The organism is Bradyrhizobium sp. SZCCHNS1050, assembly GCF_032484785.1.
GTDB lineage: Bacteria > Pseudomonadota > Alphaproteobacteria > Rhizobiales > Xanthobacteraceae > Bradyrhizobium.
Map to the genome: position 1 here is coordinate 2,740,444 of NZ_JAUETR010000001.1, position 19,230 is coordinate 2,759,673.

At 66.3% G+C, this 19,230-nt stretch carries 20 protein-coding genes and 1 tRNA gene; 6 read left to right on the plus strand and 15 right to left on the minus strand.

Annotated features, from left to right (window positions below; all coding sequences use genetic code 11):
- Positions 1–5 precede the first annotated feature (5 nt).
- The gene (locus QX094_RS12460) at positions 6–281 is read left to right on the plus strand and encodes a metal-sensitive transcriptional regulator (protein WP_315716843.1); all 276 of its coding nucleotides are present in this window, start codon (positions 6–8) and stop codon (positions 279–281) included.
- Between the two features lie 12 nt (positions 282–293).
- Here QX094_RS12460 and QX094_RS12465 read toward each other — a convergent pair whose 3' ends face one another.
- Positions 294–1,271: a YiiX/YebB-like N1pC/P60 family cysteine hydrolase gene (locus QX094_RS12465; protein WP_315716844.1), complete on the minus strand. Its 978-nt coding sequence runs from the start codon at positions 1,269–1,271 to the stop codon at positions 294–296.
- A 193-nt stretch (positions 1,272–1,464) separates the two neighbouring features.
- Between QX094_RS12465 and QX094_RS12470 the strand changes: the two genes are divergently transcribed.
- A complete protein-coding gene (locus tag QX094_RS12470; protein WP_315716846.1) occupies positions 1,465–2,877 on the plus strand; it encodes a flavin monoamine oxidase family protein in 1,413 nt (470 codons plus the stop codon).
- 139 nt (positions 2,878–3,016) lie between these two features.
- On the opposite strand, the gene QX094_RS12475 is transcribed toward QX094_RS12470, so the two are convergent.
- From QX094_RS12475 to rpmI, 7 genes are all read right to left on the minus strand, one after another.
- The gene (locus tag QX094_RS12475; protein ID WP_315716847.1) at positions 3,017–3,961 is read right to left on the minus strand and encodes an MBL fold metallo-hydrolase; all 945 of its coding nucleotides are present in this window, start codon (positions 3,959–3,961) and stop codon (positions 3,017–3,019) included.
- Between the two features lie 33 nt (positions 3,962–3,994).
- Positions 3,995–4,771 (minus strand): sulfite exporter TauE/SafE family protein, encoded by a 777-nt coding sequence (locus tag QX094_RS12480; protein WP_316173489.1) that lies wholly within the window; start codon positions 4,769–4,771, stop codon positions 3,995–3,997.
- Positions 4,768–7,176 carry a phenylalanine--tRNA ligase subunit beta gene (pheT, locus tag QX094_RS12485; protein ID WP_316173491.1) on the minus strand — a complete coding sequence of 803 codons (2,409 nt, stop codon included), beginning with the start codon at positions 7,174–7,176 and terminating at the stop codon, positions 4,768–4,770. Before pheT ends, QX094_RS12480 begins: the two co-directional genes overlap by 4 nt.
- A 16-nt stretch (positions 7,177–7,192) precedes the next feature.
- Positions 7,193–7,612 (minus strand): endonuclease domain-containing protein, encoded by a 420-nt coding sequence (locus QX094_RS12490; protein WP_315716850.1) that lies wholly within the window; start codon positions 7,610–7,612, stop codon positions 7,193–7,195.
- Positions 7,613–7,704: 92 nt separating this feature from the next.
- Positions 7,705–8,787: a phenylalanine--tRNA ligase subunit alpha gene (pheS, locus tag QX094_RS12495; protein WP_316173493.1), complete on the minus strand. Its 1,083-nt coding sequence runs from the start codon at positions 8,785–8,787 to the stop codon at positions 7,705–7,707.
- A 143-nt stretch (positions 8,788–8,930) separates the two neighbouring features.
- Positions 8,931–9,290 carry a 50S ribosomal protein L20 gene (gene rplT, locus QX094_RS12500; protein WP_012040570.1) on the minus strand — a complete coding sequence of 120 codons (360 nt, stop codon included), beginning with the start codon at positions 9,288–9,290 and terminating at the stop codon, positions 8,931–8,933.
- 76 nt (positions 9,291–9,366) lie between these two features.
- Positions 9,367–9,567 (minus strand): 50S ribosomal protein L35, encoded by a 201-nt coding sequence (gene rpmI, locus QX094_RS12505; RefSeq protein WP_008539890.1) that lies wholly within the window; start codon positions 9,565–9,567, stop codon positions 9,367–9,369.
- 261 nt (positions 9,568–9,828) lie between these two features.
- On the opposite strand from rpmI, the gene QX094_RS12510 reads away from it, so the two are divergent.
- A complete protein-coding gene (locus QX094_RS12510; protein ID WP_316173494.1) occupies positions 9,829–10,209 on the plus strand; it encodes a hypothetical protein in 381 nt (126 codons plus the stop codon).
- A gap of 93 nt (positions 10,210–10,302) precedes the next feature.
- On the opposite strand, the gene infC is transcribed toward QX094_RS12510, so the two are convergent.
- Positions 10,303–10,842 (minus strand): translation initiation factor IF-3, encoded by a 540-nt coding sequence (gene infC / locus QX094_RS12515; RefSeq protein ID WP_315716960.1) that lies wholly within the window; start codon positions 10,840–10,842, stop codon positions 10,303–10,305.
- A 327-nt stretch (positions 10,843–11,169) separates the two neighbouring features.
- Between infC and QX094_RS12520 the strand changes: the two genes are divergently transcribed.
- Positions 11,170–11,955 carry an alpha/beta hydrolase gene (locus QX094_RS12520; RefSeq protein ID WP_316173496.1) on the plus strand — a complete coding sequence of 262 codons (786 nt, stop codon included), beginning with the start codon at positions 11,170–11,172 and terminating at the stop codon, positions 11,953–11,955.
- Between the two features lie 11 nt (positions 11,956–11,966).
- Here QX094_RS12520 and queG read toward each other — a convergent pair whose 3' ends face one another.
- A complete protein-coding gene (gene queG, locus QX094_RS12525) occupies positions 11,967–13,151 on the minus strand; it encodes a tRNA epoxyqueuosine(34) reductase QueG (RefSeq protein ID WP_316173657.1) in 1,185 nt (394 codons plus the stop codon).
- Positions 13,100–13,792, minus strand: coding sequence for a glutathione S-transferase family protein (locus QX094_RS12530; RefSeq protein WP_315716854.1), 693 nt, complete (start codon positions 13,790–13,792; stop codon positions 13,100–13,102). The genes queG and QX094_RS12530 overlap by 52 nt, the downstream gene beginning before the upstream one ends.
- Positions 13,793–14,149: 357 nt before the next feature.
- On the opposite strand from QX094_RS12530, the gene QX094_RS12535 reads away from it, so the two are divergent.
- Positions 14,150–14,956, plus strand: coding sequence for an undecaprenyl-diphosphate phosphatase (locus tag QX094_RS12535; RefSeq protein WP_315716855.1), 807 nt, complete (start codon positions 14,150–14,152; stop codon positions 14,954–14,956).
- Positions 14,957–15,080: 124 nt separating this feature from the next.
- On the opposite strand, the gene QX094_RS12540 is transcribed toward QX094_RS12535, so the two are convergent.
- Positions 15,081–16,049: a complex I NDUFA9 subunit family protein gene (locus QX094_RS12540; protein ID WP_316173498.1), complete on the minus strand. Its 969-nt coding sequence runs from the start codon at positions 16,047–16,049 to the stop codon at positions 15,081–15,083.
- A 222-nt stretch (positions 16,050–16,271) separates the two neighbouring features.
- Between QX094_RS12540 and QX094_RS12545 the strand changes: the two genes are divergently transcribed.
- Positions 16,272–16,358 (plus strand) — tRNA-Leu (locus QX094_RS12545).
- Positions 16,359–17,692: 1,334 nt separating this feature from the next.
- On the opposite strand, the gene QX094_RS12550 is transcribed toward QX094_RS12545, so the two are convergent.
- The 3 genes from QX094_RS12550 to QX094_RS12560 are packed head-to-tail and all read right to left on the minus strand — an operon-like array spanning position 17,693 to position 19,182.
- Entirely contained in the window at positions 17,693–18,577 is an 885-nt protein-coding gene (locus tag QX094_RS12550) for an NAD(P)-dependent oxidoreductase (RefSeq protein ID WP_316173499.1), read from the minus strand.
- Between the two features lie 31 nt (positions 18,578–18,608).
- Positions 18,609–18,767: a hypothetical protein gene (locus QX094_RS12555; RefSeq protein WP_315750477.1), complete on the minus strand. Its 159-nt coding sequence runs from the start codon at positions 18,765–18,767 to the stop codon at positions 18,609–18,611.
- Positions 18,754–19,182, minus strand: coding sequence for a hypothetical protein (locus tag QX094_RS12560; RefSeq protein ID WP_315750476.1), 429 nt, complete (start codon positions 19,180–19,182; stop codon positions 18,754–18,756). Before QX094_RS12560 ends, QX094_RS12555 begins: the two co-directional genes overlap by 14 nt.
- Positions 19,183–19,230 lie beyond the last annotated feature (48 nt).

The following is a 19,230-nucleotide window of genomic DNA, read 5'->3' on the forward strand; positions in this document are numbered from 1 at the left end:
GCTCCATGCGCGAGGACATCAAGACATCCTGTCAGAAACGTTTGAGTCGGATCGAAGGGCAGGTCAGGGGCCTGTCGAAAATGGTCGAGGACAACCGCTACTGCATCGACATCGTCACCCAGATCTCCGCTGTGCGGGCGGCGTTGCGCCGGGTCGAGGAGGAGATTCTGCGCGACCACGTCGCGCATTGCGTCGAGCATGCCATCGCATCCGGCGACAAGGCCGATCAACGGCAGAAGATCGCGGAGTTGATGGATGTGATCGGCCGGTCGGATCGCTGAGGTCAGCCCAGCTCAGACCGCCACCTTGTTGCGGCGGCGTGCGGTCGGACGTGGCGCGACGTTTCGTACCGGCTCGGCGACGAGAAAATGCTCGTTGACCACGAGCCGTTCGCCGAGCTTCGCAACTATTTCCTCAGCCGCAGCCTGCTGCGTCGCCTCTTCGTCAGCCGTCTCAGGAACGAGCGGCGGCGCTGTGATGGCTCCTGGAAACACGGCGAACTCGCCCGCTACCTCCGCGAGCGGCTTCTGCTTGTCGGCCCAATGCAGGGTCGTGTAGTCGAATCCATTGACGATGGTCGGCTTGACGATCTCGAAATAGGGCGAGATGTCGAAGTCGCGCGGCATGTAGAGCGAGGAATCACGGATGTGCAGGATCTCGCGCTTGGCGCGCCGCGATGGCGCCCGCGTGATCTTGGGCAGGATCGGGTAGCGCACCGCATCGAAGGCCTGCGCGATCAGCGCCGAGCAGATCATCTTGGTCGGATCACCCGAGCCCAGCGCGATCATGCGCCGCCGCCAGCGTTGCGGAATCGGCATCGGGATCAGATAGCGCATCAGGTCGATGATGTTCTTGGTGTCGTAGCCGAAGCCGATGCGATTGATGGCGTAGCGGCACACCGTGTGCCGGTCCTCATAGGTCAGGCCGACCGGACGGCACACACGGGTGTGATAGGCGAAATATTTCGACAGCGGCGCCGAGATCACGCCGTCGCCGACATAGGCCTCGACCAGCACGTGCGGCTCGCCGTCGGGCTCGACGGCGCCGTCGATCGGTCCGACATAGAGCGCGGCGTGCGACCAGGTCGACTGCGTGAGGTATTTGATGATGCCGGAGATGCGGCTGTTGCCCTCGACGAGCAGCACGTCGCCGGGCTGGACGTCCTTGCGCAGATAGTCCGGATCGCTCGGCGTGAACGGCTCATAGCCGGGGATCTCCTTCTGGAGATAGGCGGCAATCAGCTTGCCGATCTGATCAAGCACGATACCCATAACGCTCCCCGGGCGACCTTGGCCGGTCGCCGGTTTTTTCCCTTCTTCCATGATGGTCGATTGCGGTTGCAATTTGGTTCATAGTGGACGCGTTCTGCACGGTATCACGTTTACCATCCCGGTTGCCGCAGCGCGGCAGATGCGGCAAATTCGGCGGATATTCGTTTGGTTCAAAGCTTTCGGAAACCATGTCATGAATGTCACGCGCCGCGGCTTCCTCTCCGCTTCCGCGGCGCTGGCCGTGCTGCCCATCGCCGGCCGCGCCGCGCAGGCGGCTGTTCCACGAGAGGCTGACATTGTCGTGATCGGGGCGGGTGCGGCGGGAATCGCCGCGGCCCGCCGCATCGTCGCGGCCAATCGCAAGGTCGTGGTGCTGGAGGCCGCGCCACAGCTCGGCGGCCGTTGCCGCACGGATGCAGCCACCTTCGGCGTGCCGTTCGATCGCGGCGCCCGCTGGCTGCTCAACGCCGACGGCAATCCCATCAGCAGGCTCGCGCGCGGTCTCGGACTCGATCTCGTCGCGGCTCCCGTCGGGCAGAAGATCCGCGTCGGCCGGCGCAACGCGCGGCCCGGCGAGACCGAGCAGTTCCTGGCGGGGCTGGTGCGCGCCAATCGCGCCATCGACGAGGCGGCGCGCGGCAAGCTCGATACCTCCTGCGCCGCGGCGCTGCCGAAAGATCTGGGCGACTGGACCAGCACCACCGCATTCGTGCTCGGCGCCAGCGCGACCGGGAAGGATCTCGCCGATCTCTCCGCGATGGACAAGGCGCGTGCGCAGGACCGCAGCGCGCCGCTGGCCTGCCGCCAGGGGCTGGGCACGTTCATCGCCAGGCTCGGCGAATCGTTGCCGTTGTCGCTGTCGACTCCAGCAACGCGCGTCGTGTGGGCCAACCGCGACGTCGCGGTGGAAACGCCGGCGGGGCGAATCGCGGCGCGCGCCGTCATCCTCACGGTGTCGACCAACGTGCTGACATCAGGCGCCATCAAGTTCGCGCCCGAGCTGCCCAAGCGGCAGCTCGACGCCGCCGCGAAGCTCAGCCTCGGCAGCTATGATCACATCGCGCTGATGCTGGCGGGCAATCCGCTCGGCCTGTCGCGGGACGAGGTCATCATCGAGCAGAGCAATTCCAGTCGCACAGGTCTGCTGCTTGCCAATATCGGCGGATCGTCGCTTTGTACCGTCGATGTTGCCGGCGCCTTCGGCCGCGAACTATCAGCGCAGGGCGAGGCGGCGATGGTCGACTTCGCCAGGGAGTGGATCGGCAAGCTGTTTGGAAGTGAGGCCGCCGCAGCGGTGAAGTCGTCCGCAGCGACGCGCTGGAACCTGGCGCCGGGCGTGCTCGGCGCGATGTCGGCGGCCACGCCCGGCAGCCAGGGCGCCCGCAAAATATTGGGCGAGCCCTTGGGTCCGCTGTTTCTTGCGGGAGAGGCCACGCACGAAACGCTGTGGGGCACGGTCGACGGCGCCTGGGACTCCGGCGAGCGCGCCGCGGAAGCCGCGCTGCGCAGGATCGGCGCGATCAAGGACGCTGAGCCGGAGCCGAGCAGTGAGCGGCAACGACCGCGCCGTCGCGGCAAGGTGCGCTCGGCATCGCCGGAGGATTGACGGTCGATCCGCAAGCTCATCAGCAAGAGGGTGGGCACGGCGCAACTGCGATCTCAAGCGTTGAAATGGCACGGCTGCGCCTTTGCCCACCCTACGGCTGATGCAGGCGAGCTGCCGATTGAAGCACGCCCAGCCTTGGCTACACCGGCAGCTTCAATTCCATCAGGTCTTTCGCGACCACGATGCGGCCCGTGTAGTTCTTCTTCACGTCCCGCGTCCAGTCCTCGTCCGTCACTTCGGGATCATCACCGGGCACGAAGTGGCTGAGCACCAGCACCTTCACGCCTGCAGCCGCGGCGATGCGTCCGACGTCTTCCGTGGTCGTGTGACTGTCGAGCAGGTGCTTCTTCAGCGTCGAGCCGTTCTTCGTCTTGGCGACCAGCCGATCCACCGCGGGCACATAGAGGCATTCATGCACGAGCACGTCGGCGCCCTTGGCAAACTCTGCAAGCTTCGGGTTATAGGCCGTGTCGCTCGAGAACACGATCGTGCCGTCGGGCGTCTCGAACTTGTACGCGAAGTTGTCGGTGATCGGCGGATGTGGCGTGCGGAACGCGGTCACCGTCACGTCCGCCGTCTTCAGCACGACGCCGTCCGCGTCGATATCCTTCGCGACCAGGAGTGGCCGCGGATCTGGCCGGCCTTCGTCCGCGATGCGGGTGTCGACGTCGAACTTGTTGGTTTCCCAGAAGCTCCTGGTCATCGCCTCCAGGCCCTTCGGTCCGAACGACTGGATCGGCGTCGACAATCCTGCGGCCCAGGCGTTGTAGAACAGATTGCCGTATTCGAGATTGTGATCGGAATGGTGATGGCTGATCAGGATGTACTTGACCGAAGGGATCGGAACGCCCGCATTGACGAGCTGACGGCTGACGCCCGTGCCGCAATCGATCACGAACGGCGTGCCGTTGACGACGACGAGATTGGCCGGATTCGAAGCGCCGACGCCGACGCGCGGGCCGCCCTTGGTGCCGAGGAAGACCATCCGCGTGCCGGTCTTCGTGCCTTGCGCGAACGCCGCGGGCGCCGCGATGGCGCCGGCCGCTCCCAGCGCAAGCTTGAGCATTGTTCGCCGATGGATCACGGCGGCCTCCCTGTCTGCTTCGTTGCAGGAAGGCTAACCCCGCCCGAGCACGCCGTCGAGGGCCGGCAGGCCGGCGATCACGGCGATTGCGATCAGCGCATAGCAGATGGCGCGGAACACCTGCTCGCTGGCGCGGCCGAACAGCGACGCGCCGAACGCGACGCCGAGCGCGTAGACCGGCCCGATCAGCAGCGAAAGCTTCAGCGAATCCCAGGTGATCAGCCCGCTCATTGCGTAGCTCACCATCGCGAAGAAGTCCGATGCGCCGAAAAACAGCACGATGTTCGCCCGTGCGATCTTTGGCGGGATCGGGCGTCCCAGCCAATAGCCGACGATCGGCGGGCCCCCGGTCTGCGCCAGTCCGCTGCAGAATCCGGAGATGCAGCCGACAGCGACCGACAGCGCGGTGTACTCCCTGCCGCGATAGCGCCAGCCGGACAGCAGCAGCGCAAGCAGCGCGATTACGAAACCGGTGATGATCCAGCGGACGGTGACCGGGTCCAGCCGGCTGAGGAAATAGGTGCCCACGGGCACGCCGACCAACGCACCCGCGACGATCACCGCGGTGGCCTTGCGGTCGGCCTCCCGCCAGGCCGGCGCCACCATCGGGGCCATCGAGACGAAATCGATCACCAGCAGCAGCGGCGCAACGAGACGGGGCGTCGCAAAACTGCTCGCCAGCGGCATGAAGATCAGCGCCGCGCCGAAGCCGGAGAAGCCGCGCGCCGTTGCGGCAATGAAGGCGACGATCGCCAGCGCGATCGTCGCGAACAGGCTGAGATCGGCAGGGATGAGCCCGGAGAGGCTCATCCGCGCAACGTGCCGCCGGTCTTCTTGCCGACGTCTGCGGTGATCTTTGCCGCGACGGCGTCGATCTCCTCGTCGGTCATGGTCTTGTCGCGTGGCTGCAAGGTCACGGCGATCGCGATCGACTTCTTGCCGTCCTCGATGCCCTTGCCCTCGTAGACGTCGAACACGGTGACATCGGTGATCAGCTTCTTGTCGACGCCCTGCGCGGCGCGGACGATGTCGCCGGCCTTGACCTTGCGATCGACGATGAAGGCGAAGTCGCGCGACACCGGCTGGAATGCCGAGAGCTCCAGCACCGGCTTGGCGCGGGTCGGCTTCGCCTTGGCCGCCGGAATGCGATCCAGGATCACCTCGAAGGCGACCAGCGGCCCGTCCGCCTTCAGCGCCTCCAGCGTGCGCGGATGCAGCTCGCCGAAATGCCCGAGCACGTTCTGCGGGCCCATCTGGATCGTGCCGGAGCGCCCCGGATGCATCCAGGCCGGCCCGCCGGCGACGATCTGCAGCGACGCCATCGGCGCGCCGGCCGCCGCGAGCACCGCGAGCGCATCGGCCTTGGCGTCGTAGGCACTGGCCGGCTGCGATCCGGTCCAGTGCCGGCCGAGTCCCTTCGCCGGCGCGATGCCGCGGCGGATGCCGCTCGCGGCCACGAACTGATCCGTCGGGCCATCGCCCTTGAAGACCTGCCCGACCTCGAAGATCGCCGCATCGCCGAAGCCGCGATCGGCATTGGCCTGCACCGTCGCGGTCAGGCCCGGCAACAGGCTTGGGCGCATGTCCGAGAGATCGGACGCGATCGGGTTGGCGAGAGCGAGCTCGGCCTTGCCGCCGCCGAACAATTCGGCCGCCGGCTTGGAGATGAATGACCACGTCACGGCTTCGACCATGCCGCGCGCGGCCAGCGCGCGCTTGGCGCGCCGCGTGCGCAATTGCAGCGGCGTCAGCACCGGCTTGCGCGGGGCGTCGCCGCGCTCGAACGGCGTCATCGGCACCTTGTCGACGCCGACGATGCGCACGACTTCCTCGACGATATCGGCCTTGCCGTGCACGTCGCTGCGCCAGGACGGCACCGCGACCTTCACGACGGGGCCGTTGCCGGCGACCACGAAGCCGAGATGCGTCAGGATCCGCCGCATCTCGGTCAGCGGCACCTCGATGCCCGTCAGCCGCTTCACCTCGGTCAACGGGAAGTCGACGATGCGGTCATCGCCGAACGGGTTGCCGACGACGACAGTCTCCGATGGCGTGCCGCCGCACAGGTCGAGCACGAGCTTGGTCGCCATCTCCAGGCCCGGCACCATGAAGGCCGGATCGACGCCGCGCTCGAAGCGGTAGCGCGCGTCGGAATTGATCCCGAGCTTGCGGCCGGTCTGAGCGATGTTGATCTCGTTCCACAGCGCCGATTCGATCAGCACGTCGGTGGTGCCTTCATCGCAGCCCGAAGCCTCGCCGCCCATGATGCCGGCGAGCGATTCGACGCCGGCGTCATCGGCGATGACGCACATCGCATTGTCGAGCGTGTAGGTGCGGCCATCCAGCGCCAGCAAGCTTTCGCCATCGCGCGCGCGGCGGACGACCAGATTGCCCTTGACCTTCTTGGCGTCGAACACGTGCAGCGGGCGGGCGCGGTCGAAGGTCATGTAGTTGGTGATGTCGACCAGCGCGTTGATCGGACGCAGTCCGATCGAGGTCAGGCGCTGCTGCAGCCATTTCGGCGATGGTCCGTTCTTGACGCCGCGCACGAGTCGCAGCGCGAAACCGGGACATAGCTTCTCGTCTTCGACCTTGACCTTCACGGGGCAAGGGAATTCGCCCCTGATCGGCTTGATGCCGGGATCTTTCAGCTTGCCCATGTCGGCGGCGGCGAGGTCGCGGGCGATGCCGTGCACGCCGGTGCAGTCCTGGCGGTTCGGCGTCAGGTTGATCTCGAATTGGGGATCGCCGAGCCCGGCCCATTCGGCGTAGGGGGTGCCGATCGGCGCATCCGCCGGCAGCTCCATGATGCCGTCGTGATCGTCGGAGATCTGCAGCTCGGCCGCCGAGCACAGCATGCCGCGGCTCTCGACGCCGCGGATCGTGCCGACCGACAGCGTGATGTTCTTGCCGGGGATGTAGGTGCCCGGCGGCGAGAACACCGACACCAGTCCCGCGCGCGCATTCGGCGCGCCGCACACCACCTGCACCGGCGCGCCACCGTCGCCGGTGTCGACCATGCAGACGCGCAGCCGATCCGCATTCGGATGCTGCTCGGCGGAGACGACGCGCGCGATTTTATACGGCGCGAGCAGCTTCGCCTTGTCCTCGAGATGCTCGACCTCGAGGCCGATCATCGTGAGCTTGTTGGCGAGCGTCTCGACCGACTCGTCGGTGTCGAGATGGTCCTTCAGCCAGGACAGCGTGAATTTCATGGCTCTTTCCGCTGATTCAGTCCCGTTCCCTCCCCCGCTTGCGGGGGAGGGTCAGGGTGGGGGCTCTCGCCGCAATGGCAGCGGCAATGGTTTCAAGAACGCCGGCGCGATTGGCCAGGACGTCGTTATTGGCAAAGCGCAGGATGTGAAATCCTTTGGCTTCGATCGCAGCTGAGCGTGAAGCGTCGCGCTGTTCGCCTTCAGTTGAGAAGTGCTGTCCGCCATCGAGCTCGATGACGAGACGTGCGGTGTGGCAGACGAAGTCGACGATGTAGCGGTCGATCGGGACCTGACGGCGAAAGCCCGCGCCGAGCAGGCGATGGCCGCGCAGCTCGGACCATAATATTCTCTCGGCATCCGTCGAGTTTTGGCGGAGGGCGCGCGCATTCGTTCGAAGCTTCGGCGAGACTGTCCAGATGGGCTTCTCGTCGTCCATCGACACCTCCTGCGCGGAGAGACCCCCACCCCAGCCCTCCCCCGCAAGCGGGAGAGGGAGTTCGAGCGTTTGCTGAGAGAGGGCGAGGCTCATCACGAACTCAGCCCTCCGGCCAAGGTCGGGACCTCCAACGGCTTGAAGCCGTAATGCGACAGCCAGCGGACATCGCCCTCGAACAGCTGGCGCAGGTCGCTCATGCCGTATTTCAGCATCGCGATGCGGTCGATGCCCATGCCCCAGGCAAAGCCCTGGTATTCGTCGGGATCGATGCCGCAGGCGCGCAGCACGTTCGGATGCACCATGCCGCAGCCGAGAATCTCCAGCCAGTCCTCGCCCTCGCCGAAGCGGATCTCGCCCTTGTCGCGGCGGCACTGGATGTCGACCTCGAGCGACGGCTCGGTGAACGGGAAGAACGACGGCCGGAATTTCATGTTGATGTGGTCGACCTCGAAGAACGCCTTGCAGAACTCGTGCAGGATCCATTTGAGGTGACCGAGATGCGAGCCCTTGTCGATGACGAGGCCCTCGACCTGGTGGAATTGCGGCGTGTGGGTCGCGTCCGAATCGATGCGGTAGGTGCGGCCCGGGCAGATCACGCGGATCGGCGGCTTCTGGCTCAGCATCGTCCGCACCTGTACCGGCGAGGTGTGGGTTCGCAGCAGCATGCGCGAGCCGTCCGGCTTCGGATTGAAGAAGAACGTGTCGTGCATCTCCCGCGCCGGATGTCCTTCCGGGAAGTTCAGCTTGGTGAAGTTGTAGTCGTCGGTCTCGACATCCGGGCCTTCCGCGATCGAGAAGCCCATGTCGGCGAAGATCGTGGTCAGCTCGTCCATCACCTGGCTGAGCGGATGGATGCGGCCGGTCTCGGCCGGCGAATCCTGCAGCGGCAGCGTGACGTCGATGGTCTCGGCCGCGAGCCTCGCGTCGAGCGCCGCGGCCTTGAGCACGTCGCGGCGCGCGGTCAGCGCCTGCGTGACCTTGTCCTTGGCGAGGTTGATCGCCGCTCCTTGCGTCTTGCGCTCGTCCGGCGACATCTTGCCGAGCGTCGCTAGCAGCGCCGAGATCGAGCCCTTCTTGCCGAGCGCCGAGACGCGGACGGCTTCCAGAGCGGCCTCATCGCCGGCGGCGGCGATCTGGTCGAGGATCGAGGTTTCGAGCGTAGCGAGGTCGGACACGGTCAAAATCTCCGCGGGACAAAAGGCGGCTGGGTTGTCGCCGCGCGGGCGACACGGGTCAAGCGAAAGCAGGCATGTTGCCGGATAGCAAAAAGCGGCCGAGAGCATCGGCCGCTTTTGAAATCCTCACGATGCGGAGGCGATCAGGCGGCGAGCGCCGCCTTGGCCTTCTCAACGATCGCCTGGAACGCGGCGGGCTCGTTGATCGCGAGATCCGACAGCACCTTGCGGTCGACGGTGATGCCGGACTTCGACAGGCCGTCGATAAATCGGCTGTAGGTGAGCTCGAAGGGACGCACGGCGGCGTTCAGGCGCTGGATCCAGAGCGCGCGGAAGGTGCGCTTCTTGCGCTTGCGATCGCGGAACGCATACTGGCCGGCCTTCTCGACGGCCTGCTTGGCGGTGCGGATCGTGTTCTTGCGGCGGCCGTAATAGCCCTTGGCGGCCTTGAAGACTTTCTTGTGCTTGGCGTGGGCGGTCACACCGCGTTTGACGCGAGACATGCCGGAAATCCTTGGATTCAGAGATGACGATCAGCCGCGGCTTTGAGGCGGCCAGGGTTCGGAAGCGAGAGGCCGGTCAGGCGTTCGGCAAGAAGTACTTCTTGACGTTGTCGCCGTCGGTCTTGAACAGCACGCGGGTGCCGCGCAGCTGCCGGATCTGCTTCTTCGTCCGCTTGATCATGCCGTGGCGCTTGCCGCGCTGGGCGTGCATCACTTTGCCGGTGGCAGTCACCTTGAAGCGCTTTTTGGCGCCGGATTTGGTCTTCAGCTTGGGCATTTGGCTCTCCTTGATGCCAACGGCAAGCCGCCCGCAAAAGCGGCGCCATCCGGCGAAAATGCTCGTTAGAGCGTTGGTTGTGCTCAGGTTTCGGGTCCAAACCAGGACCCACCCGCACAGAAACATCGCCACGGCAGCCCTTGATCAGCCGGGCGACGAAGGCCGCGCTTATGCCAGAGACAAAGCCCGTTGGCAACGTCGAACCACGGAATCAGCTATTCCGACCCATGATCAGCCGACCATGACAGTCGAGGATCGACCATGACCCGCCTCATTCGCCGCGCCATCTCCGCCGCCTTCACGACCGCGCTGCTGACGGGCCTCGCGGGCCTGACGGCAAGGCCGGCGCACGCTGCCGGCTTCGATGGCGCCTGGACCGTGCTCATCATCACCGAGGCCGGCAGTTGCGACCAGGGCTACAGCTTCCCGATCCGGATCAGCGGCGGCCGGGTCCTCTCGAACAGCACCGCCAACATTACCGGCTCGGTTGGCCGCGGCGGCGCCGTCACCGTGCGGGTATCCCAGGGTGGTGCCTCGGCCAGTGGCACCGGCCGGCTTGGCGCCACGTCCGGCGTCGGTCGCTGGAGCGGCAAAGGCTCGTCCGGGACCTGCAGGGGGCGGTGGCAGGCGACGCGGTCCTGACCCGGGCCCGCAAGAGCGGCCCTGACGGGCGCCCCAAGAGAAAAGCCCGCCAAACGCGTGGCGGGCCCGGCTTCAGGTGTCGGCGTGCTGGACTTAGCGCGGCGCCAGAACCATGACCACCTGACGTCCCTCGAACCTGGCGTCCTGCTCGACCTTGGCGAACGCCGCCACGTCGGACTTCACCTTGTCGAGCAGCTTGGTGCCGATCTCCTGGTGCGCCATTTCGCGGCCGCGATAGCGCAGCGTGATCTTGACCTTGTCGCCCTCTTCGAAGAACCGCTGCATCGCGCGCATCTTCACGTCGTAGTCGTGGTCGTCGATCATTGGGCGGAGCTTGATCTCCTTGATCTCGACGACCTTCTGCTTCTTGCGGGCCTCGGCGGCCTTCTTCTGCGCCGAATATTTGTACTTCCCGTAGTCCATGATCTTACAGACGGGAGGCGAGTTGTTCGGCGAAATCTCGACCAGATCCATGCCGGCATCAGCGGCCATCTTGATCGCAACAACGGTCTCGACGACACCACGGTTGGTGCCTTCGGCATCGATCAGCTGGATCTGCGCATTGCGAATCTCATCATTGGTACGCGGCCCGTCTTTGACGGCAGCGGGCGGGGCTCGATTGGGGCGGCGAATGGGTAGTGCTCCAAGGTTGTGGAAGAAGGCGGCTAGTTTGAAGGAAGATGCTTTCGCGGGCAAGGTCGCAACGGTCCGGTGCGTCGAAATTCCGCCCGGTCGTCGCGGCTCCTGCGTCGCATGCGCGAGACTTGCGCGTCGATGCATTCCCCCAAGGAAGCCACACGGCCGAGAAATGCGATCAAACTCGCGCTTTTTCGGGCCCTCGTGGTTCCGCCGGGGGACATAGAGTGCGCGGCGCGCTTTCGCAAGCGGCTGCGTCGGGCCGCGCCGATTGACGGAAACGGCCGGTTCGCCCACACAACACCCGACAGCGAGTAACGATCCATGAACCCTGCTGCAGAAAATGCCGATCCGCCCGTCTTCGTCACCGTCGGCGCGGGCGAATCGTCGCGCCGGATCGCGGTGCGGGCGCGGCCAGGCCGTCCGCCCGGGCTGTTCTGGCTCGGTGGCTTCAATTCCGACATGAAAGGCACCAAGGCCCTGGCCCTCGACGCCTGGGCCGCCGAGCGCGGCCGCGCCTGCGTTCGCTTCGACTATTCCGGGCACGGCGAATCCGGCGGACGCTTCGTCGACGGCACCATCAGCCGCTGGCTCGAGGAGAGCGTCGCGGTGTTCCGGCAATTCTGCCGCGGACCTCAGGTCGTGATCGGTTCCTCGATGGGCGGCTGGATGGCGCTGCTGCTGGCGCGCGAGCTGCTCAAGGAGCCGGCCGAAGCAACGCTGGCGGGCCTGGTCCTGATCGCCCCGGCGCCCGATTTCACCGAGGAGCTGATGTGGAAGGGCTTTGCACCGGCGGTCCGGACCGAGATCGAGACTAACGGCGTCTGGATGCGTCCGTCGGAGTATGGCGAGCCCTATCCCATCACCAGGGCGCTGATCGAGGACGGGCGCAATCATCTCCTGCTCGGCGGTGCCATCAAGGTCGGCTGCCCGGTGCGCATCCTGCAGGGCGCGCAGGACCGAGACGTCCCCTGGCAGCATGCGTTCGCACTGACCCACCGCCTGCCGGCCGAAGACGTGGTGCTGACCATGATCCAGGACGGGGACCACCGGCTGTCGCGTCCTCAGGACATCACGCGCATGCTGGCCGCCGTCGGCGAGATGGGCTGAGGCGGCCGGCTTCAGCATCGGGCCTGCCATTCCGCGCGGACGCTCTCGTCGGTCTCCGACGTCAGCGCGGCCTCCGCACGTCGCGCGTAAGCAGCCTCGTCGAGCAGCCAAGCGAGCGCCCAGGCGGCGGCACCGCGCACCAGCGGACTGGGATCGGCGGCCAACCGCTCGGCTGACGGCGTCAGCGCCGCATCGCCGGAGTTGCCGATCGCGATCAGCACGTTGCGCAGGAAGCGGTCGCGGCCGATGCGCTTGATCGGCGATTTCGCGAACAGTGCGCGGAACGCGGCATCGTCGAGCGCCGCCAGCTCCGCCAGTGAAGGCGCGCGCAACGCGTCGCGCGCGGCCAGCTTCGCCTCGCGTCCCGCCTGCGCGAACTTGTTCCAGGGGCAGGCGGCGAGGCAGTCGTCGCAGCCATAGATGCGGTTGCCCAGCGCCTTGCGGAACTCGCGCGGGATCGGCCCCTTGTTCTCGATCGTCAGATACGAGATGCAGCGCCGTGCATCGAGGCTGTAGGGGGCCGGGAACGCCGCGGTCGGGCAGCTGTCGAGGCAGGCCCGGCACGAGCCGCAATGATCCCGCTCCGGCGCGTCCGCCGGCAGCGCCAGCGTGGTGTAGATGGCGCCGAGGAACAGCCAGGAGCCGAAGCCGCGCGACACCAGGTTGGTGTGCTTGCCCTGCCAGCCGAGCCCGGCCGCTTCGGCCAGCGGCTTCTCCATGACGGCCGCGGTGTCGACGAACACCTTCACATCACAGCCGGCCTGCGCGACCAGCCAGCGGGCGAGCGCCTTGAGGTTCTTCTTGATGACGTCGTGATAGTCGTCGCCGCGGGCATAGACCGAAATCGCAGCATTGCTGCGCCGGGACAGGACCGCGCGCGGGTCCTCGTCGGGGCCGTAATTGACGCCGAGCATGATGATGCTGCGGACCTCGCGCCACAGCGTGGTGGGATCGGTGCGGCGGGACGGCTCGCGCGCCAGCCAGTCCATGTCGCCGTGCTGGCCGGCGGCGAGGAAGCGTTCGAACGCAGCGGCCCGTTCGGCACTCACGACCGGGGCGGTGATACCGACGACATCGAAGCCCAGCCGTTGCGCCTCGGCGGCCAGCGCCGCCTTCAACGTCTCCGGCGTGGGCCTAGCGGCGCTCAGAAGTCCAGATCCACATAGGTGCGCGACGCCGGCACGCCCGCCAGCCAGTCGGAGAGCAGCGGCCGGAACGACGGCCGCGACTTCACCCGCGCGTACCACGCCTTCGCGGCGTCGTCCTCGATCCATGGCACGTCGCCCAGATAGTCGATCGCCGACAGATGCGCGGCGGCGGCGAGGTCGGCATAGGTCAGGCGGTCGCCGGCCAGGAAATTGCGCCGCTGCGCCAGCCAGCCGATATAGGCGAGATGATAGCGCACATTGGTCTTGGCGGCGCGAATCACGTCGGTCGACGGCGGCCCGCCGCCATCCTCCTCGCTCATGAAGCGCTTGTAGATGCGCTCGGTGACCAGCAGGTTCGAGGCCTCCTCGAAGAACTTGGTGTTGAACCAGTCCATCAGCCGGCGCACCTCGATGCGCTCGGCCGCCGAGGCCGGCATCAGCCGGCGATCACCCATCTCGGGCCCGCAGGTCTCGTCGATGAATTCGGCGATCACGCCGACACCGGGCACCGGCGGCAGGCCTTCGACCGACAGCACCGGCGTGGTGGCCGCGGGATTGAGCACGAGAAACGCCTCGCGGCGCTCCCAGGCGCGTTCCTCCACCAGGCGCAGATCGAGCCCGTATTCGCCGAGCACCAGCCGGACGAAGCGTGAATGCGGGCAGAAGGGATGGTGGTAGAGCGTGTACATGGAGCCTTTCGACGATTCCGCAGCTACGGCGCTTAACGAACAATCAACCATCGGTTCGCACCGACGCCTCGTCCCGATACCGGCGCGCGGGTGCGCTCGCGAATCGGACCATTAGCGCATGGTCGGCGAAAGTGTAAGCAGTAGGGCGACGGGCGGTCATGCGGGAAACGGCGCTTTCGGGAACAGCGATCAGCGCGCCCGATCCGCTGTCCGGCATTGCCTCGTTCCGATTCGCATGGCCGATCACACGCCGGTTCATTCATCGGATGTGGCCGGTTCGAGCGCTTTTTGCAATTGCGGGCGGGGGCCGAATAGGCGAGAAGGGCGGCGTTTTGCCGGCCATCCAGGATCCGATCAATGATGTCAGATACGCTGCGGGCGGTGCTTCTCGGCATCGTTGAGGGCGTCACCGAGTTTCTTCCCGTATCCTCGACGGGCCATCTGCTGCTCGCCGAGCGCTTTTTCGGGCTCGGCGACGAGGGGTTCTGGAAGAGCTTTGCGATCCTGATCCAGCTCGGCGCCATCCTCGCCATCGTTGCGCTGTACTTCTTCAAGCTGTACCGCGTCGCGATCGGCGCGCTGACGAACCCTGACGACCGCCGCTTCATCATCGGCGTGCTGATCGCCTTCCTGCCCGCGGTCATCATCGGCCTCATCGCCGGCAAGTACATCAAGGCGCTCCTGTTCGATCCCTGGGTCGTGTGCTTCTCGCTGATCGTCGGCGGCGCCATCCTGCTGTGGGTCGATCAGATCGATCTCAAGCCGCGGGAGCACGACGCCACGCGCTATCCGCTGATGATGTATCTGTGGATCGGCGTCGCGCAGTGCGTCGCCATGATCCCCGGCGTGTCGCGCTCGGGCGCCACCATCGTGGCGGCGATGCTGCTCGGCGGCGACAAGCGCTCGGCCGCGGAGTTCTCCTTCTTCCTGGCGATCCCGACCATGGTCGGCGCCTTCGTCTACGACTTCTACAAGAGCCGCGCCGAGATGACGGCGGACCATCTCGGTCTGATCGCGATCGGCTTCGTCGTCTCCTTCATCACCGCGATGATCGTGGTGAAGGCCTTCCTCGGCTACGTCACCCGCCACGGCTTCGTGCTGTTCGCCTGGTGGCGCGTCATCGTCGGCACCCTCGGCCTGATCGCGCTGGCGCTGGGGAAGTGAGCTGAGCCCCAGCTCCATCCACCGTCATTGCGAGCGTAAGCGAAGCAATCCAGTGTGGTGTCCGGGACTCTGGATTGTTTCGTCGCTTCGCTCCTCGCAATTACGAGGACCAGCAGTCGTGGCTTCACGCGTTCTTGCGCTGGAACTGGCCGGACGGACGGAAGCGCCAGAGATATTGCGGGGCGATCGCCTCGAGTGAATCCGGCGTGATGCCAAGGCCCTGCAGCGTCAGCCCCGCCGCCTTCGCCGCTTCCGACACCACGTTGTCATGACGCAGCAGCTCGACCTGGTCCGGCGTCAGCTTCAGCGGCCCCGGCGCGAACTGCAGGATTGCGGCCTGGAGTTTGGCGAGCCCGAACGGCAGCGGCAGCAGCGCGCGGTCGCGGTCGGTGATGTCGAGGATGATTTTCAGGATTTCCCGGAAGCTCAGCACCTCGGGCCCGCCGAGCTCGTAGGTCGCGCCCGGCTGCGCCTTGCCGTCGACCGCATCGGCCACCGCGGTGGCGACGTCGCCGACATAGACCGGCTGCATCTTCGTCTCGCCGCCGCCGATCAGCGGCAGGAACGGCGAGATCCGCGCCAGCCCCGCAAAGCGGTTGGTGAACTGGTCCTCGGGGCCGAACACGACCGAGGGGCGCATGATCACGGCCTCGGGCACCGCGGCCAGCACGGCGGCCTCGCCGGCCGCCTTGGCGCGGGCATAGCTCGACGCCGACTCTGCGTCGGCGCCGATCGCCGAGACGTGCACCATGCGGGCGCCAGCGGCGGCCGCCGCCTTGGCGACGGTGGCGGCGCCCTCGGCCTGTACGGCCTCGAAGGTCTGCGCGCCGCTCTCGGTCAGGACGCCGACGAGATTGATCGCGACATGGCTGTCACGCAGCGCTGATGCGACCGAGTCGGGATAGCGCAGATTGGCCTGTACGGCGTGGATCTGGCCGACCCGGCCGAGCGGCTGCAGATGGCCCGCCAGCTCCGGCCGACGCACCGCGACGCGGATGCGGTAGTCGCGCTTGGCCAGCGCCCGGACCACGTTGCGCCCGACGAAGCCGGAGCCGCCGAAGACGGTAACCAATGTGTCCAGATTCGATGCCATGGAATGAGTCCTGGGATTGCCGGGCGGTCGGTCCGCCCCGGACGAGATAGCTGTCAGCGGCGATTCGCACCCCGCGGCCCGCCATCCTGGGCCGCTGTATAGCCCATCGCCCGCACCGCGGAAAAGGGAGCCGTGTTTTTGCGCATGGGGTGAGAAAAATTGTCATCTTGGGCGTTCAGCGGTTTGACAAGCGCCCGTTCGATCCGTACACAGCGCCCCCATGCCCAGGTGGCGGAATTGGTAGACGCGCTGGCTTCAGGTGCCAGTGGCTTAACGGCCGTGAAGGTTCGAGTCCTTTCCTGGGCACCATTTTTGGTGGTGACCTCCCCCGCACAGAACTCTGTGACAGACGACGGCGCTGATGCGCCTCGCGATCTGATTGGGTGGCATCGATTTAGCTGATGTCTTCGCGACATCAGCGACACGCTCGTCCCCGAGCCAGCCGATAATCCTCCTTTCAACGCCCGTGATGTAGCCGCTGCTGCCGGCTGCGAGCCTCCACCCTCCCCTGGAGGGGGAGGGTCGATCGCGCGCGAAGCGGGCGAGCGGGGTGGGGCGATCTCTCCACGCACGCCAGCGCCAGAGGAGAGATCACCCCACCCCGCCTCACGTTTCGCTTCGCTCTCCGTGAGGCGACCCTCCCCCTCCAGGGGAGGGTGGGCACCGCCTTCGTGTCGAGTGATCGCCATGACCGCCGTGGTCTTTCTCGTTTAGGGCAAGACCTATCAGCCTCGCGGCGCGCTTTGCGCCCGAGCTGTGCTGATCGTCTCGCCCTCGAAATCATGAGGGCGCAGGGAGAGCCGGGTGCCGACCGCACCCATGGCCCGCCAGCGAAGGAAAATGCTGGCGGCAGGAACCACAGGTACGCGCCGGATCATCCGGCCCTCCCTGCGCGATTGGTTTTAACGGCTGCTTCGCGTTCTCCCTGGTGCGCCGGGCTTGTTGGCCACCATCCCCACGCGAAGCGAAAGCTTCGTCATGAGTTGATATCAGCGTCGGGATATCAGGACCGCGCGACTTGACCGTGCGTGCATCCTTGTTCGTCCGCGCGAACTCAATCACGCTGCAACGACACACGCCCATCGCATCCCACTGCCAACGTCTCGTGACGGTCGCGACACGCCCCTCATGCGGCAGCAGGGACGCGCGGAAATGTGCAGGTGATTTGCCCGACGGCGCAAGCCCGGATGCTGCGACAGACTGGCACGACGGGCAATTTGCGCATGACAGGCATGCCATCTCCACCGTGATTGCGAGCGAAGCAATCCAGAGCCACGGGTGTCGCCCGGGATCGCTTCGTCGCTTCGCTCCTCACAATGATGGTGGTGAGCACTACGCCCCGAGCTGGCTTAGGAGCAACCTCACCTATCAACTTGCATTGGCGCACAGGATTAGCACGTGAGTTCGGCGCAGAGCTTTCGCTTCACCACCGGTGTCGTCCCCACGAACGCGGGGACCCATACCACGCAGGCGGTACGTTCCGCGCGACTCGTCGCAGCCGGTGACCATCTGTCTCGGATCGGCGCCCGCCGACGCGTTGCGTCGGCGAGCTTATCGGCGACGACAGAGGATGTCGTTGTCAGCTGGCCGTCACAGGCGCAGTTCGCCCGTCCAGGGCAGGCCGACAAAGCCCGATGGGCGGGTCATGCCGTGCGTGATGCCGCGATCACGCGCGCCAGCACTGGCCAATACAGATCGCCATAGCCCGCCTCGATCGCCTCTCCGAGTCGCCTGTCGGCAAGCTCCGCGCCCGGCAGGTCGATCTGCACGGACCTGGCGAGATCGAGAGCATAGCCGATGTCCTTGCGCGCATATTCGGTCGAGAACGCCCGCTCCGGATATGTGTCGGGCAGCATCGCCTTCATGCCGTGGTTGCGCAGCGCGAAGCTGTCGGCCGAGCCTTTGGCCAGGGTCTCGAACAGCAGCGTGGCATCGAGGCCAGCGCGCTTGGCAGTCTCCAGCGCTTCGCCGAGCGCCACCACGGTCTGCATCAGCACCATGTTGTTGAGGATCTTCACGACCTGGCCGGCGCCCACGCCGCCGCAATGGGTGATGTCGGTCGCGAACATCGCGAACAGCGGCCGCAGTCTCTCGAACGTCGCCGCGTCGGCCCCCACCATCACGCTCAGCGTGCCGTCCTCGGCCGCCTGCCGGGTGCGGGCGATCGGCGCATCCGCGTAGGCGGCGCCCTTGGCCGCGAAACGCTCGGCGAGCTCCCGGCTGGCCTGCACCGGCGAGGTGCCGAGGTCCACGATGGTGTGACGCGCCTCCACGTGGCGGAGCAGGCCGTCATCGCCGTCGCACACCGCTTGGACATGCTTGCCGCTCGGCAACGCCATGAAGATCACGTCGGTCTGGCGCGCCAGCTCCGCGAGCGACACGGCACGCTTGACGCCGACGGCGGCGAGGCGCTGCAGCGGCGCGTCCGCACGATCGAAGCCGAGCACCGGGACGCCTGACTTGAGGGCTAGGTTGCGGCACATCGGCTCGCCCATGACGCCTAACCCGATAAATCCGATCGCCCCCATTGCAAGTTCCTCTTCATTCGGACCTGCCTGTTCAATCGACCATGGCGCCGCGCTGCAGGTTGGCCCAGTCCCGTTCCGGATAGTCGTCTGAATAGTCGCAGGTGTCGATCGAGCAGACGATCCTACCGCTCATGCCGGTGACACGGATCTCGTCGCCGAGCCTGGCGATCTGACCGTCAGGGGAGCGCATCTGGTTCGTCCTTGCGCTCGGGACCGGGTGGGTTGCGAAAAGGATACACGGTGATGCCGATAGCCGCGCCGAGCGTTGCGATCCGCAGCAGCAGGTCGGCGGGGATGGTGGTGTCGAGCGCGGGGAAGTCGCGGCCGCCTTCGAAGCCATAGGAGAACGTGCGCGACGTGCAGCTGTCCCACAGCTCCCTCGGGGTCTGGGGCAGCGATTCGATCAGCGTAAGGAATTGCTCGGTGGATGTGGTCGGATGCGGGGATCCTGTATCGTTGATCTCCAGCACCAGCAGAAACTCCTGCTCATGCTCCTCATGATGCAGGACATGCGCGTTCTGATGCAGATGCGCGATCAGCGGCGAGAAGTCGGACTTCGACTTCAGGACGAGATCGAGATTCAGGAAATGCGAGAGTGCGGCCATGCTCGCTCGCGCGGGTTGCTGCGGACGACGGGTGTCGAAGCTCCGCGA